This window comes from Paracholeplasma manati, assembly GCF_025742995.1.
In the GTDB taxonomy this organism is placed as follows: domain Bacteria; phylum Bacillota_I; class Bacilli_A; order Acholeplasmatales; family UBA5453; genus Paracholeplasma; species Paracholeplasma manati.
In genome coordinates this window covers 67,917-83,187 of record NZ_JAOVQM010000006.1, presented here as the reverse complement: position 1 = coordinate 83,187, position 15,271 = coordinate 67,917, and the positions used below count along the sequence as shown (strand labels likewise).

Here is a 15,271-nt window from a genome sequence, read left to right as displayed (position 1 = left end):
ATGTATAGAGATTTTTCAACTATATTATAACATTATTTATGGGCATTTGTATACATAAATCAAAAGAAAAAATCAATTCATCCCGCTACCTAAAGAGGGTGTGGACTTCTTGATTGTGTTGTTAAAAATCATCATTTGTGAAGTGAGGTATTAAATCTATTATGAGCAGTAAATCATCGCTTAAAAGTGTGGTATTCACCCTGACGATATTGGGGCTAGTCATCGTATATGCGTATTTTAAACAAGACTTTATCGCGATTTTGAATGGTGTCATGGGCCTCTTTTTCATGGCTATTTTTGTTCATACAGTGGTTAAAGATGTGTTGTATTATCGGATACCAAAAGTGCGTGTGGATGCCATCATTCAAAAGACAGATGACACTCCAATTGACTTACTCAATACGACGGTATATACGTATCAATATCAGGGGTTTGAATCTGTTTATACCTGTTCAGACTTGGAAATCAAAAACCATTTAAACCAACCTCGAGTGAGCTTAGAAATCGAAAAGGAACATCCTTCAAGTATCCGTATTTACAATCCGAAGTTTCTGATAAAAAAGTATATTTTCATGTCTATATGGTTTTTACTAACCATTTGGTTACTCTTTGGATCTATTCAACATATATTGGCTTAATAATGAGAAAAAAGAACAGTTCTTAGACTGTTCTTTGTTTATTCTTGAGTGTTCTTTTCTTTGTCTTTCTTTTTCTTTTCTTTACTGTGTTCGGTATCTTTGCTGAGCATCATATGAGCGAAATATGCTTTGACGGATGCGTCAATCGCGAGTTCTAATGCAATCTTTGTCAATTCGTCTTCAGCGGTTAGTGCTTTTTCCATGTTGAGCATCGATTGATTGACTGCGTCGAGGTTTTTTTGATAAACACTGTAGAGTTTTTCGATGTCATTTGGACTCGATAGAATGGTTTTAATGTCTTGAATTGGCAGCACACGTTTTAGGTTCGCAACCATGATTAAAGAAGCGATGGCTTCCTTATCGTATTTCTTATCGACTGGATTCTTAATCACATTGTCTTTGACATAGTTGTTGATCATCGAGGCAGTTAAGATGTCCTTATCGGATTCTTTAAATGGGGGTAAGTGCTTTTTGATATAGGTCAGTACTTGATCCATGTAAAGGTCGATTTCAGGTAGTTTATCATAGGCTGGTGTCTTAAATACTTGTAAGAGGGCCAATAATTCGTTGAGTTCATTCATAATATCACCATGATTATTATAACATATAAATTGTGTTTAGATATCGTCATTTGAATGACAAGACATCTTATTGAAAACGAGATGGATTATAAGAGGTGCGAGAATCCCACCAATGCTTGTTGATACAAGCGGTAGAACAGATTGTGTTTCTTCAGTTCATTTAAGGTGAGCATGTTTGAGGACAACATGGCGTCTTCTAAGTAGGATTTAATGTCTTTTAAAGCGGTGGTGCGGTAAATCCAAACGGTATTTTCAAAATGCAGATACAAGCTTCTAAAGTCAAAGTTGGTCGTACCAACGGTCGCGTGTTGGTCATCGATATATAAAATTTTAGAATGGATGAATCCTTCTTTAAATTTATGGATTCGGACATTTGGAAATTGTATCAATTGCTTATAGTAGAATTCGGAAACCACGGCGACATATTTCTTATCTGGAATCCCAGGCACGATTAAATCAATGTCAATGCCAGAGGTGGCTTGTAGGTATAACGCGGTTTGAAGTTCTTGGTCTATCACAAAATAAGGGGTTGTGATGATGATTCGCTTTTTGGCGGATTGAATCATCAACATATAGGTATGTTTTGTGATGAGATTACGGTCAAGTGGGCTGTCAGAAAACGGAATAACCAATCCATCCGTAGGTCTGGTTTGAACGGGTGATGATAAGTTGGGTTCAAACTGTTTCGTTTTGTTTTCCCAGTTCATTAAAAAGATTCGCGTGAGCGATACGACCGCTTTACCTTCGATTAAAATAGAAGCGTCTTTCCACTGTCCAAAACGTTGGATGACATTGAAATACTCATCGGCTAGGTTCATCCCACCGGTGATCGCTTTTTCATTATCGACAATCACGATTTTACGATGATCACGGTAGTTCATCGATAAGTTTAAACGGGGCCTAACCGGATTGAAATTATAAACTTGAATGCCTGCCTGAATGAGCCTTTTATCGAAGTCGTTGGGTAAATTCATCGATGAACCAAAATCATCGTAAATGATTCGAACATCGACCCCTTCGCTGGCTTTTTGTTTAAGGATTGGAAATATTTGATCGAAAGCTTGTCCTGTGTTGATGATGAAATATTCGATATAAATCGACTTTTTCGCTGATTTAAAGAGTTCAATAAGGTAATTGAATTTCGCTTCACCGGTAGGTATAAATGTCGATGCAGTCTCATTAAAAACCGGCCAATGATCACTTTCTAATAGATGAATGATTTTTTGAACGTGAATATCGTCTACATCGATGTTTTGTTGGAAAGACTTTAAAGATTCGACGCGATGCGCATCGATGATGGACATCACGCGGGTCGTTCGTTTGGTTAAATTGTGGTTTTTAAACAAGATGTAGAAGAAGCCACCAAATATGGGAACAATCAATATGGGGATGATCCACGCAATCTTATAAACCAAGGGTTCTTCGGAAACCAGCACGAAAAACACCACGATGAATGAAAGTACCTCGAGGCTATAGACTACCCACTGACTGTATTTAGAAGCAGATAAGATCAACCATCCAAATACGAATAGTTGAATTAAAATCAATATACCGATGATGGTGATACGGTGTGTGATGAAGCGTAAGAATCGTGTCATAAGAACACCTCTACTCCATTATACTAAAAAACCATATATTGGGTATATCTTTTGAGATTTTTAACCAAACCATCTATAATGGTCTTATGGAGGGATAACCCCATGGAATTAGAAATTTGGATTGATTTTACCTGTCCGTTTTGTTACTTAGGTAAAATACGGTTTTTTAAAGCGTTGGCGCGATTTAAACACAAACAAGATGTGCATATCATCTTCCGAAGTTATTTATTGTCACCTAACGATAACAACCAAGAACAATTGAATGGCCACGCTTGGCTAGCCAAACATAAAGACATCTCGATGGAACAAGCCCAACAACTCAATGCTGGGATTGAAACCATGGCTTTTGATGAAGGGGTATTGTTAGATTTTTCTAAAATAACCCCAAGAAATACTTTGTGTGCACATAAAATCATGAAACAGCTCAATTCAAAAGATCAAATTGAGTTTGTCAATCGGGTATTTGATGCGCAATTCGTCAAACACTTGGACATCTCATCCTTAGAGGTGTTAACCGAGTTAGCGACACCTTTTCTAGACCCCATCAAAATCAGTGAAATATATTTATCCAATACCAGTTTGGATTTGATCAAAGAAGACATTGACTTGTCAACCAAGTTTGGACTCAAAGGGGTCCCATTCTTCGTACTCAATCGAAAATACAGCATTTCTGGGGCGCAGGATGAATTGTATTTTTATGATATGTTAGAGGAACTGTATTTTGAAACTAGGCCGAAAAAACCCATCAAGACGAGCTATTGTGTGGGTGAACATTGTGAACGTAAAGTGAAAAAATGAGTGCGAAAGCACTTTTTTTTGCCTCAAACATCTCACAATAAGGTTTATATTTGGTATAATGAATAACGCACGGAGGTATGTATGAGAAACTTATCAATGTTGATTGATTTTTATGAATTGACCATGGCCAATAGCTACTTCGAACACAACAAAAACGAAGAAGCGGTATTTGACCTGTTTTTCCGTTCTGTCCCTGATGAAGGTGGCTACGCGGTGATGGCAGGTTTGGAACAAGCCATCCAATATATCCAAGAACTCAGTTTTACCCAAAAGGACATCGATTATCTACGCGGTAGAAATCTATTTTCCGAAGGCTTTTTAAACTATTTAAAGGACTTCAAGTTCACGTCCAGTGTGTACGCCATCAAAGAGGGGACCCCAATATTTCCCAATGAACCGGTTTTGACGGTTCAAGGGCCCATCATTGAGTGTCAACTGATTGAAACCATGTTGTTGTTAACCATCAACCATCAAAGCTTGATCGCGACCAAAACCGCACGTATTGTTGCTGCAGCGAAGGGTAGAGCTGTATTGGAATTTGGTTCTAGACGTGCTCAAGGCTACGACGCTGCGACCTTCGGGGCACGCGCTGCCTATATCGCAGGCGCGGTAGGTAGTTCGAATACCATCACAGACCGTGACTTTCAAATCCCTGCGATTGGTACCATGGCTCATGCCTATGTTCAAAGCTTTGACAGTGAATACGATGCCTTCTTAGCTTATGCAAAAACTTATCCAAAAGATTCAGTATTTCTAGTGGATACCTATAGTACATTAGGTTCAGGTGTCCCTAATGCGATTAAAGTCTATCAAGATTACCTCAAACCCAACGGATATACCTTAAAGGGCATCCGTATCGATAGTGGAGACTTAACCTATCTATCGAAGAAGAGCCGAGAACTGTTAGATGCTGCTGGCTTAACCAATACCAAAATTACCGTTTCAAACTCATTAGATGAGTATCTGATTCGCGAATTGGTTGAACAAGGGGCACAAATCGACGCTTTTGGTGTCGGTGAACGTTTGATTACCTCAAAGAGTGATTCGGTTTTTGGTGGGGTGTATAAGTTATCGGCTTTAAAAGAAAATGGGCAATGGGTACCCAAAATGAAACTTTCAGACAATGTGGTTAAGACCACCAACCCTGGGGTCAAAAAATTATTCCGCTTGTTTGATAAAACCACAAACAATGCCATCGCGGATGTCGTGACCTTGGATCATGAAACCATCGATGACACCAAACCCTTCTTGTTATTTGACCCGAATTTCCCATGGAAACAAAAACAAGTCAAGAACTTTAGAGTAGAAAGTTTATTAGAACCCATCTTTATCCAAGGTAAATTGGTCTATAAGAAACCACTATTAAAAGACATTCGTGCATTCCACCAAGCTCAAATGGCGACGCTTTGGGATGAAGTCAAACGTTTTGAAAACCCACATCCATACTATGTGGACCTTTCACAAGATTTGTGGAAATTGAAACAACAACTCATTGAACAATACTCTAAAAAGGCTTAAAAACCCTTTTGATAAAAAATTATTACTATAAGTAATCACCGAAAGGTGGTTATTTTTTATTATTATACGCTTGACAATAGTGTATGACATACAGTATTATATTGGTGTGAGGTGAGAACGTGGATCAAACCATCCTAAATAATCTCGAAATTGAATTAAGACGAGGGACACAAACCTTAGCGGTGTTGTCTCTACTTAAAGAAAAACAATATGGCTATTCTCTACTACAAGCATTAGAAGAGAAGCATGTGTACATTGAAGCGGGGACGTTATACCCGATGTTGAGAAGATTGGAAACCCAAGGGTTGTTGGTATCGAATTGGGATACCCAAGAATCTCGACCGCGAAAATACTATGAATTGTCGACAGATGGACAAGCAGCATTGGATAAACTGATCGAGGTTTATCGCGACATGACCAAACACTTCAGTAGTTTGTTATAAGGAGGACACTATGAACGATTATATTGAAAGGTATATTTATGATGTTACTAAGCGTTTAGATGAAAAACAACGTGAAGACATCTCGAAAGAATTAGAAGCAAATATTTATGATATGCTTGGTGAAGATCAAAGCACTGAAAACATCAAAACCGTGTTAACTACCTTAGGATCTCCAGCGAAAATGGCGATGAACTACAAAGAACCACGCTATTTGATTTCCCCAGAACTCTTTGACGATTATAAGCATGTATTGGTGATTGTGGTTGCAGTATTTGTGGGCATTTCGTTCGCGATTGGTATCATTGAGGCCGTTACGGCTACGGGTATTGCTATCCTTGAGGGTGTATTTGAAACCCTATTTGGTTCGGTCATTTCCGCTGGTTTTAATGGGTTTGCAGTGACTACATTGATATTTGCAGGTATCGAATTATACAGAAAGAAAGTGAACCCACCATTCAGAGTGGAAAGTTTGCCTAAAATCCCAAAAGTTGAATCCAAAAAGAACCTACGTGTTGAAATGATTATAGAAAGTGTATTTGCGGTTATTTTTGGATACATATTCATCCATGTGTTGTTGACTAATTATGTAAATATCAACGCGATTTGGGATGAAGTCACTTGGATTTATACAGGCTCTGTACTCAACGCATGGGTTGCTAATCTATTTGTCCCGTGGTTCATTGCGTATTTGGTTTTAACCGTCATCATCAAAGTTTTTCAGTTTAAAGAAGGTGGCTTTACCAAAGTCTTGGGCATTTTTTATACAGCATTGGAACTCACTAGTCTGGTCATTATGTCCATCGTATTTACCAGAATGAACACGTTCAATCCGTTGTTTGTTCAATCGGTATCAACAGCCTTTAATATTGATTTTGCCTATCATTTAGATTTAGCAGTCAAAGGGATTATCTCTATGGTATGGATCATTACCACCATTGAACTGATAGTCACTTGGTACAAAATTTATCATCCCAAAAAAGGATTACCTAAACAAAAAAACTAGCCGCGGCTAGTTTTTGATTTTTTTAACTTCGGTGTATGCCAAAATGAATGGCCCAACGCCTTTCGCATCATTCGATACGATGGGTTCAGATAAGTAGTATTCTACAGTACCATTGCGTCTTGTATTATGGTCAGGACCTAGCCCAGCGACTAAGCAAATGCCATCCATGTTCAAATCGCCATTTTCTTCAGAAATGTATGTTTTTACAAGACCGTCAAAGATACCTAAACCAATCGCTTGATAAGAAGCATCGAGTGCCCCTAAACGGACCCCCTTTAAAATGGCGTATGCCAGTAAGGAAGAACCGGAAGATTCGAGGTAATTACCTTGAACATCGCTTCGATCAATCACTTGGTAAAATAGATTGGATGTTTTGTCCTGGTATTGTAAAAGGCCATCGACACATTCTTTTAAGAGTGGGAAGAAGAACGATTGTCTTTCTTTATAGTTTGGATTTAAGTACCCGATCACATCGACCAACGCGACGACATACCAACCGGTAGCACGCAACCAAAAGTTTTTCGATAACCCGGTTTTTTTGTCTGCCCAAAAGACGGTTTTAGAAGCGTCATAACCGTGGTAATAGAGCTTTTTATCTTCATTGAACATGTGAGATCTGACCACTTTAAAATGATTCACGATGTCAGCGTAATTCTTTTCTTGATTGAATACCGTCTCATAGCGGGTGTAAAAGGGTTGTGACATGAATAAACCGTCTAACCATACTTGTTGTGGGTAGATGAATTTATGCCAGAATGACCCCTCCTTCGTACGGGGTTGTCTAAGGACATGTGTATAAGTTAAATCAATGGCTTTTTTGTATTTCTCATCTTGGGTTTTCGCATATAAATCAAACAAAACACGGGATTCACATATATCATCCAAGTTGAATGTTTTCATGTCATACCCAAGCATGGAACCATCATTAGATACATAATGATCGATGAATTTTTTGACAAAGTCATAATATTTTGGGTCTTGTGTTTGGTCATAAAGAGATAATAAAGCCGTCATCATACAACCGTCAACATAATTCCAAGCAGCTGCTTTACCTTGATGGATGGCTTCAATGTTCCAAAGGGGTTTATCTGGGGTTGAACCCGACATTAATTTTTGGATATAACGATCGATCAATTCCATGGGGTATCCTCCTAAAGTCAACCCAATTATACCCTATATTTTTAGATAATAAAAGGCATTCAAAAGAGATTGATTGGAAACTTTCGAATTGTTCATCATGATAGACGAAAAGGCCGAAAATACGCCATTTTAGACAAATTATGAGAAAGACCATATATTGTATATATGATTGCAAAAGGCCCTGGATTACGTTATAATAGATGCGTTATTGAAAGGGTTATAGCATGGGTCAGCGCACACGTAAGTATTTAATACTTGAAGATAAAAACATCATGAAGGGCATCGTCGTAATGGCGTTACCTTTATTCTTTGTGAATTTACTGAAATCGCTCCATGATATCGTCGATTCCTTTTTTTTAGCCCGTATGGACGGTACTGAAGATGCCATCGCATCTACCCTCGCGGCCATCAATATCCACTGGCCAATCTATAATATTTTCAATGCGTTGGGGATTGGGTTGGGGATTGCAGGGGTAGGGATCATCAGTCAATATTTGGGTTCTGGTAAAGAAAGAACAGCCAAAACCTATGCAGCCAAACTATTAACTTATTCGGTGGTCCTAGGGATCATTGTCAACGCGATACTATTCTTGGGTGCACCTTTGATCGCGAGAATGATGGGGGCACAAGGGCTAACTTTTGACTACGCCGTGACTTATTTTAGATACCGATCGATGGAGTTTACCTTTGTTTATATATTCTTAGCGTATCAAGCCATCCGTCAAGCGAGTGGCGACACCTTCTCTCCTGTGATACTCTCTTTCGCAAGCATCCTCATCAACATGTTTTTAACTTGGTTGTTCATATCGGTATTTCATATGGGGATTGCTGGGGCTGGTTTATCCACTTTGATCGGTCAAGCCATCATCGTACCGTTTGCAGTATATGATTTGTTTTTTTCAAATGATCACCCTAGAATTGAAGTGGGTGACCTTGGCTTTGATGGACACATCATCAAAGAAATATCCAAATTCGCGCTGCCATCAGCGACCGCACAAGCATTCTCTTCCTTGGGATTCGCCGTCATTCAAGCGATGATTCTCAGCTATGGGGATGTGGTATCGTCAGGGTTTTCAACGGGGAATCGCATATCATCCTTATTATTAAACCCAGTCATGGCGATTGGTTCAGTGGTTACGGCTTATATCGGTCAAAACATTGGGGCGAATAACCCTGATCGAGCGAAAAAATCGTATCAAATGGCGAGAAACCTCAGCGTCATTATCATGGTGATTGGGGTACTCATCATCATCCCTTTCGCAAAACCCATCGCCGAATTCATTGTTGGACCTAAAAATGGTTCGATTGTCGCGGTCACCGTTGAATATTCAATTTGGATTTTAGGGACACAGCCGTTGATGGCCATCTTCCAAACCCATCTATCGGTATTCAATGGGTCTGGTAACAATAAATATGCGTTATTCATGACGTTTACACGCTTATGGATATTACGAGTACCGCTCGTTTTATTCTTTAAATACGCCACCGATGTTGGTTATGCAGGCATTTGGTATGCCATGGTTATTTCCAACTTAACTATATTATTTATGGGTTCATATCTCTATCGAAAGGTGAAATTCCAACGAAAGGTATTCATCGATGAACACGAAGAACCTCTGGACAATTTTTCAATCTAAATTCGATTTGGTGGGGATCATTCGCACCAAAGATTACTTAGAAGCAGCCCGTCAAATGGGTAAAAACGTCATCCATGAGACGTACCCGACGATGGTTGTTTTGGGGTTAAGTTACCCCAAAAGGACCCTCAAACACACACATACACACTTAGTACCTTCCTTTTATACCTTTGGAAAAGACTACCACTTGGTTTTAAAAGACCGAATGATGTCTGTATTGAATGATTTAGGTATTGAGTACAAATTGGGTGTCGATAACCATAACCACGATGAACGTTTAGCAGCGACCTTGGCTGGTTTGGGTTTCTTTGGAAAGAACCAATTGATTATCAATGAAATGTATGGTTCATATTTCTTTTTGGGGCTTGTGTTTCTGAACATCGAAATTGAATCAGAACTAAAACTGACTGTCCATGATGATTGTGGTACCTGTCGTAAATGCATCGATGCTTGTCCAACCAACGCCTTGTCCGAACAAGGCTATCGCATGGACTTATGCATGAGCCATTACAACCAATCCAAACGCATCCTCACGGATGTTGAGATGGATGCGAACTACAGTTTATTTGGCTGTGATATCTGTCAAATGGTCTGTCCAAAAAACATCCAAATCGTGAAACAAACCCACCCAGAATTCGAACTCTCAGGTAAAGAAATGGTATCGATTGTGGACTTGTTCACCGATTCGGAAAAAACATTCAAAGATAAATACGCAGACATGCCTTACTTATGGAAAGGTAAGACCGTGTTGATGCGTAATGCATTGCTCATCATCAAACGACTTAATATGAAAGAACACATCGATTTGATCGCGTCTGGACCAGACAAATCATCGATTTTATGGTATCAAGATACCTTAGACCGTGTCTTAAAAGCACTGAAGGAGGACTAATATGGACTTAAACATTGTTTTATTTGAACCTGAAATCCCTCAAAATACGGGGAACATCATGCGGACCTGTGTTGGCATCAATGCGAAACTTCATTTGATTAAACCTTTGGGATTCTCCTTAGATGAAAAGTATTTGAGAAGAAGTGCCTTGGATTACATCAAAGATTTAAACTACACCATTTACGAAAACTATGCAGATTTTTCATCCAAAAACCCAGGTCAGTATTTCTTTTTAACCCGTTACGGTAAAAAGACCTACTCTGAAATAGATTATACGAAGATTACTGAACCGATTTATTTGATTTTCGGTAAAGAGTCCACTGGGGTAGACCGCACCATTTTAGCTGCGCATATGGATACCTGTTATAGGATCCCAACCACCGACAAAATCCGTTCGCTCAATCTGTCCAACGCCGTCGCTCTGGTCGCATTTGAAGTGATGAGACAAGTGGATTTTGAAGGCTTATCTAAGTATGAACCAGAAACCATGAAAGGCAAAGATTTCTTGGATCAATTCAAATGATTCTAATCACGGCCTTTGAACCCTTTGGTGGGAAAACATGGAATGCGTCATCGATGATTTTAGAGCGCTTGAATGAGGTTTTCGATAAGCGGTTATTACCTGTATCCATCTCTGGTGCGAAAACAGAGATTGAACAACTGAATGTAGGGCTTTACCAAGCCATCATTATGTTGGGTGAAGCGAACCGTTCGTATTTATCTTTAGAACAGTTTGCGTATAACGAAATCGATATGCGAATCCCTGACAATACAGGGGTCCAAATAAATCAGCAAACCATCGATGATGGTCAGACCTATCAAACCCCATTTCAACTGGAACCATGGGTTAAATCGGGTATTCAAATTTCGGATGATCCAGGGCGTTATTTGTGTAATTATGCGTATTATCAAATGGGTAAAAAGCACCCAAATGTGTTGTTCATTCATGTCAGTGCTGATATCGATAAAATAGACTTACAAACCAAAGAAATAGAGGAGATTATTGATGAAATTAAGACCATTTCAATCGCTCGGTGAAGAGATTGCAAACGCAGTTAGTCATGGGTTAGGTGCGATATTTGGTATCGTCGCCTTGATTCTCATGTTATTAAAATCCAACAACGCCAATGAAGTTTTTGGTGCGTTGGTATTCGGTTTAAGTATCATTGTGTTATACACGATGAGTACGTTATATCACGCATTTAAAAGAGATACCAAAGTCAAACGCTTATTCAAACGTTTCGATCACATCTCTATCTATATTTTAATTGGAGGTACGTTCGCACCGATTTTCATCATGGTGGTCGATAAACCGATGGGTTGGTACTTACTCGCGGGTCAATGGGCACTCATCGCTTTAGGTGCAACCCTCAAAGCCATCCATATCCACAAGTATCAAATCCCACATCTGTTGTTATACATCATTTTAGGTTGGAGTGGTTTAGCACTCATTGGACCGCTATTTGAAGTATCTCAAGGCGCGTTTTACTTCATCCTTGCGGGTGGGGTTGCTTATACCGTAGGTGTCATATTTTACGCGTTGTCTAAAGTCTTTAAATACAGTCATTTCATTTGGCATATTTTCGTATTTTTAGGTACTTTATTACAATTTATCGCGATTTACGGCTATTTGTTATAAAAAAAGTGGATTTAAGTATTGTGAATAAATATTCATAATGATGGGAAAAAATCTTGCAAAAGCAAGTGAATTATAATATGATTAGTATGTACTAACAAGGAGATTAATAACTATGAAAATTATGGCAGTCAATGCGGGTAGCTCTTCGATTAAATTCCAATTGCTAGAAATGCCAGCGGAAAAACAAATCACATCGGGTATTGTTGAACGTATCGGATCAGAAGAAGCGCTATTTACCATTAAATATAATGGCGAAAAGTTTGTTGAAACTTTACCAATCAAAGACCATGGCGTTGGGGTCCAACTCATTCTTGAAGGGTTGATTAAGCACAACGTTATTTCTAACATCAACGACATCGAAGGCGTTGGTCACAGGGTCGTTCAAGGGGGCGAATTCTTTAAGGATTCCACCATCATCACCGATGAGGTTTTACAAAAGATCATCGATTTAGGCGAAATGGCACCACTCCATAACCCTGCGAACGCGACAGGGATTAAAGCTTTTAGACAAGTCTTACCACATGTACCTCAAGTCGCAGTCTTCGATACCGTATTCCATCAAACCATGACTAAAGATGCTTATCTTTATGGTACACCGTATGAATGGTATACCCAATATGGCATTCGTAAATATGGATTTCACGGAACTAGTCACCAATATGTGTCTGAACGTGCCAATCAATTGATGGGGACAACCCAAACCAAAGTAGTGGTATGTCACATTGGTAATGGGGCTTCCTTATCGGCTGTTAAAAATGGTCACTGTGTGGAAACATCGATGGGCTTTACACCGCTTGAAGGTTTCCCAATGGGCACCCGTTCTGGTTCGATTGACCCAGCCATCACCGCTTATATGGCCAATAAGTTAAACAAATCCGCTCAAGATATTACAGATATCTTAAATAAGAAGTCTGGTTACCTCGGTATCTCTGGGTTATCTAACGATGCAAGAGACATTGAAGCAGCCATTGAAAAAGGCAATGAAAGAGCCCGTTTAGCGTTCGATATTCAAGCAAAACAAATTGCTGACTATATTGGTTCCTACTATGTTTACATGGGTGGATTAGACGCGATTTGCTTCACCGCAGGGATTGGTGAAAACTCCCCTGTCTTAAGACAAATGATCATCGATCGTTTGGCAGTCCTTGGGGTAGAACTCAATAAAGACCTCAATAAATTGCGCGGCGAAAGACTCATCTCTTCTGAAAGCTCTAAAGTGAAAGTATTCATCATCCCAACCGATGAAGAAGTTATGATCGCAAGGGACACCATGAGATTATCGCACGAGTAGTTACCATTTTTTAAACTCTCATATAACCCTTCTATAAAAGACACGATAAATTATTTAAGTGTTTCTATAAAGGGTTTTTTTGTTTTCAATTTTTGTGATATTGATAAGGGATGTCGAGGTCTGTCTCATGAATTAAATAAGAATAAAATGATTTAAAGGTCATTCATTCATCTACAAAAAGTGATTACTTTTCATGATGATTATGGGTAAAACATCCAATTTATTTGAATTCTACGTAAATCCATCTAGTATTAAATATTTAGACATGATAGTATTACAATAGATTACTTTTGGAGGAACAAACCATGAGTTTTGACTATAATGAATACTATCAAGCATTGGTGTCAGGTCCTGCAAGCTTTTTAGCATTTGGATTCGTTATTTTCGTTTTAGGTATCATTTTCCAAATCAAACCTCAATTAATGCCTCGAAATATCAAAGAACAGTTCAAATATGCAGGCTTATTAATATCAGTGTTAGCCTTTCTAATTTCTCTTTTTATAGTTACGTCGACAAGTCATTTTACTTTGATTTATGACAAAGAAGAACAAGTGGTAGAAACGAATGGTACTATAACAAAAATTGACTTTGATCGTTACCATATGAAAATGTATTATGAAAATGAACTTGCGAACCCAATGTATATCGTAATTAATGATAGAACTTACTACATAATGACTATTGGTGATTTTGAAGTTGGTGATGATGTAACGATTGAGTATTTACCCAAATCCATGATTATCATGAAAATAGAATCTTCAGAATGAACGTTTCGGTTAAAAAATAATAAAGCGGCTTATCTAAGCCGTTTTATTTGTTTTAGGTGGACATAAAGTGGTCTTTGAATAGAGAATAGTTAACTGTGTATGGTGTTAATGATTCACCAGTGTGGAGAAATGCTCAAACAAATACGATTAAGACAATAAGGTTAATCTTTTATATGGAAAATTGAAACATTTAAAAAAATCTTAAAATCGGTTACACAAACCCCTTGAAATTATGTAAGCGCTTGTGATAAGATGATAATACAAATTGAAATGTTTCAATTCTTTTTATGGGATGATTTGAATCTTATCATTCTATAGAATGGTTTCGATACAAAAATGAGGGAGGTTCACATGGCCACAATTAAAGATGTTGCAAAACAAGCAGGGGTATCGATCGCCACGGTATCCTATGTCATGAACAATGACCCACGCATCAAAAAAGAAACAGCCGATAAGGTTTTACGGGTAGCTGAGGAAATCAATTATTTGCCCAATGGGATTGCGAGAAATTTTAAAAAGAATAAAACCAACAATGTCTTGGTCTTGATTCATAACTTTGGTGGACCGATTTATCAAGAAATCTTAGAAGAAATTCATACCACATTAAAAGCATTGTCCTACAAAATGATTGTATGCAGTGGCGAACTTGCACACAACCTCTTACAAGAAAAACAAGCCGATGGGGCGATTGTATTGGATACGACTGTGGAACCGAACTTGTTGGAACGAATTGCGAAAAAAGGTTTTCCAATCATCGATTTAAGAAAAATCTATGGACCAGCTTCAGAAATCATAGTTAAAAGTATGGATGGATTTACCCCAGTGTATGAAGTCATTAAATTGGCGATTCACTCGGGATTTTCCAAATTTGGTTTCATGCATGGGAATGAAGACTCACCCGATAATATCAAGCGGTACCGAGGCTTTGTTAAAGCCCTTCAAGAAAATCAACTTCAACCCTTTTGTGAGTTAAAAGGTCAATTTAGGGAACAATCCGGCTATCAAGCCATCAAAGAATATTTTGAAACGGGTAATGTGTTGCCAGAAGTACTGTTTTGTGCCAACGATGAAATGGCGATTGGTGTCATCAACTACTTGAATGAAATGAAAGTGGATATTCCAAAAGTCATGAAAATCATTGGCTTTGATAACATCGAACTGGGTAAATACATTAAACCAGAATTGACCACCATTGATGTCAATCGTGCGGAATGGGCTAGAAATTTAGCTGAATCCATCGTTTCCGCGATTGAAGGTAGAACCGCTGAAATTCAAAAATACGACGCACGATTCGCAATCATCCGTCGTCAAACATTTTAAAAGGAG

At 38.5% G+C, this 15,271-nt stretch carries 16 protein-coding genes; 13 read left to right on the top strand and 3 right to left on the bottom strand.

Features of this window, described 5'->3' with window-relative positions; translation table 11 throughout:
* The first annotated feature begins 161 nt into the window (after positions 1–161).
* Complete coding sequence (locus N7548_RS07090; RefSeq protein WP_263608776.1) at positions 162–638, top strand: hypothetical protein; 477 nt, start codon at positions 162–164, stop codon at positions 636–638.
* Positions 639–676: 38 nt separating this feature from the next.
* Here N7548_RS07090 and N7548_RS07085 read toward each other — a convergent pair whose 3' ends face one another.
* Positions 677–1,219: a DUF1836 domain-containing protein gene (locus tag N7548_RS07085; RefSeq protein WP_263608775.1), complete on the bottom strand. Its 543-nt coding sequence runs from the start codon at positions 1,217–1,219 to the stop codon at positions 677–679.
* Positions 1,220–1,305: 86 nt separating this feature from the next.
* Entirely contained in the window at positions 1,306–2,817 is a 1,512-nt protein-coding gene (cls, locus tag N7548_RS07080; RefSeq protein ID WP_263608774.1) for a cardiolipin synthase, read from the bottom strand.
* 102 nt (positions 2,818–2,919) lie between these two features.
* Between cls and N7548_RS07075 the strand changes: the two genes are divergently transcribed.
* The 4 genes from N7548_RS07075 (at position 2,920) to N7548_RS07060 (ending at position 6,579) form a co-directional block, all read left to right on the top strand.
* Positions 2,920–3,615, top strand: coding sequence for a DsbA family oxidoreductase (locus tag N7548_RS07075; RefSeq protein ID WP_263608773.1), 696 nt, complete (start codon positions 2,920–2,922; stop codon positions 3,613–3,615).
* An 81-nt stretch (positions 3,616–3,696) separates the two neighbouring features.
* A complete protein-coding gene (locus N7548_RS07070; protein ID WP_263608772.1) occupies positions 3,697–5,133 on the top strand; it encodes a nicotinate phosphoribosyltransferase in 1,437 nt (478 codons plus the stop codon).
* 119 nt (positions 5,134–5,252) lie between these two features.
* A complete protein-coding gene (locus N7548_RS07065; RefSeq protein ID WP_263608771.1) occupies positions 5,253–5,576 on the top strand; it encodes a PadR family transcriptional regulator in 324 nt (107 codons plus the stop codon).
* Positions 5,577–5,586: 10 nt separating this feature from the next.
* Positions 5,587–6,579 (top strand): hypothetical protein, encoded by a 993-nt coding sequence (locus N7548_RS07060; protein ID WP_263608770.1) that lies wholly within the window; start codon positions 5,587–5,589, stop codon positions 6,577–6,579.
* Positions 6,580–6,585: 6 nt separating this feature from the next.
* On the opposite strand, the gene N7548_RS07055 is transcribed toward N7548_RS07060, so the two are convergent.
* Positions 6,586–7,719 (bottom strand): glycoside hydrolase family 88/105 protein, encoded by a 1,134-nt coding sequence (locus N7548_RS07055; protein WP_263608769.1) that lies wholly within the window; start codon positions 7,717–7,719, stop codon positions 6,586–6,588.
* Positions 7,720–7,943: 224 nt separating this feature from the next.
* Here N7548_RS07055 and N7548_RS07050 point away from each other — a divergent pair, with 224 nt between their 5' ends.
* The 8 genes from N7548_RS07050 to N7548_RS07015 all read left to right on the top strand — a co-directional run bounded on the left by N7548_RS07050 (position 7,944) and on the right by N7548_RS07015 (position 15,265).
* Entirely contained in the window at positions 7,944–9,356 is a 1,413-nt protein-coding gene (locus tag N7548_RS07050; RefSeq protein WP_263608768.1) for an MATE family efflux transporter, read from the top strand.
* The gene (locus N7548_RS07045; RefSeq protein WP_263608767.1) at positions 9,319–10,248 is read left to right on the top strand and encodes an epoxyqueuosine reductase; all 930 of its coding nucleotides are present in this window, start codon (positions 9,319–9,321) and stop codon (positions 10,246–10,248) included. The genes N7548_RS07050 and N7548_RS07045 overlap by 38 nt, the downstream gene beginning before the upstream one ends.
* Position 10,249: 1 nt before the next feature.
* Positions 10,250–10,771, top strand: a complete 522-nt coding sequence (locus tag N7548_RS07040) for a tRNA (cytidine(34)-2'-O)-methyltransferase (RefSeq protein ID WP_263608766.1) — start codon at positions 10,250–10,252, stop codon at positions 10,769–10,771.
* The gene (locus tag N7548_RS07035; RefSeq protein ID WP_263608765.1) at positions 10,768–11,286 is read left to right on the top strand and encodes a pyroglutamyl-peptidase I family protein; all 519 of its coding nucleotides are present in this window, start codon (positions 10,768–10,770) and stop codon (positions 11,284–11,286) included. Before N7548_RS07040 ends, N7548_RS07035 begins: the two co-directional genes overlap by 4 nt.
* Entirely contained in the window at positions 11,255–11,887 is a 633-nt protein-coding gene (gene trhA, locus N7548_RS07030; RefSeq protein ID WP_263608764.1) for a PAQR family membrane homeostasis protein TrhA, read from the top strand. Before N7548_RS07035 ends, trhA begins: the two co-directional genes overlap by 32 nt.
* Before the next feature lie 112 nt (positions 11,888–11,999).
* A complete protein-coding gene (locus N7548_RS07025) occupies positions 12,000–13,178 on the top strand; it encodes an acetate kinase (protein WP_263608763.1) in 1,179 nt (392 codons plus the stop codon).
* Between the two features lie 305 nt (positions 13,179–13,483).
* Positions 13,484–13,945: a hypothetical protein gene (locus N7548_RS07020; protein WP_263608762.1), complete on the top strand. Its 462-nt coding sequence runs from the start codon at positions 13,484–13,486 to the stop codon at positions 13,943–13,945.
* A gap of 351 nt (positions 13,946–14,296) precedes the next feature.
* Positions 14,297–15,265, top strand: a complete 969-nt coding sequence (locus N7548_RS07015) for a LacI family DNA-binding transcriptional regulator (RefSeq protein ID WP_263608761.1) — start codon at positions 14,297–14,299, stop codon at positions 15,263–15,265.
* Positions 15,266–15,271 lie beyond the last annotated feature (6 nt).

Excerpts from the sequence above, each read along its gene's own strand:
- N7548_RS07090 (WP_263608776.1), top strand. The coding sequence starts at position 162 with ATGAGCAGTAAATCATCGCTTAAAAGTGTGGTATTCACCCTGACGATA.
- N7548_RS07085 (WP_263608775.1), bottom strand. The coding sequence starts at position 1,219 with ATGAATGAACTCAACGAATTATTGGCCCTCTTACAAGTATTTAAGACA.
- cls (WP_263608774.1), bottom strand. The coding sequence starts at position 2,817 with ATGACACGATTCTTACGCTTCATCACACACCGTATCACCATCATCGGT.
- N7548_RS07075 (WP_263608773.1), top strand. The coding sequence starts at position 2,920 with ATGGAATTAGAAATTTGGATTGATTTTACCTGTCCGTTTTGTTACTTA.
- N7548_RS07070 (WP_263608772.1), top strand. The coding sequence starts at position 3,697 with ATGAGAAACTTATCAATGTTGATTGATTTTTATGAATTGACCATGGCC.
- N7548_RS07060 (WP_263608770.1), top strand. The coding sequence starts at position 5,587 with ATGAACGATTATATTGAAAGGTATATTTATGATGTTACTAAGCGTTTA.
- N7548_RS07055 (WP_263608769.1), bottom strand. The coding sequence starts at position 7,719 with ATGGAATTGATCGATCGTTATATCCAAAAATTAATGTCGGGTTCAACC.
- N7548_RS07050 (WP_263608768.1), top strand. The coding sequence starts at position 7,944 with ATGGGTCAGCGCACACGTAAGTATTTAATACTTGAAGATAAAAACATC.
- N7548_RS07045 (WP_263608767.1), top strand. The coding sequence starts at position 9,319 with ATGAACACGAAGAACCTCTGGACAATTTTTCAATCTAAATTCGATTTG.
- N7548_RS07040 (WP_263608766.1), top strand. The coding sequence starts at position 10,250 with ATGGACTTAAACATTGTTTTATTTGAACCTGAAATCCCTCAAAATACG.
- N7548_RS07035 (WP_263608765.1), top strand. The coding sequence starts at position 10,768 with ATGATTCTAATCACGGCCTTTGAACCCTTTGGTGGGAAAACATGGAAT.
- trhA (WP_263608764.1), top strand. The coding sequence starts at position 11,255 with ATGAAATTAAGACCATTTCAATCGCTCGGTGAAGAGATTGCAAACGCA.
- N7548_RS07025 (WP_263608763.1), top strand. The coding sequence starts at position 12,000 with ATGAAAATTATGGCAGTCAATGCGGGTAGCTCTTCGATTAAATTCCAA.
- N7548_RS07020 (WP_263608762.1), top strand. The coding sequence starts at position 13,484 with ATGAGTTTTGACTATAATGAATACTATCAAGCATTGGTGTCAGGTCCT.
- N7548_RS07015 (WP_263608761.1), top strand. The coding sequence starts at position 14,297 with ATGGCCACAATTAAAGATGTTGCAAAACAAGCAGGGGTATCGATCGCC.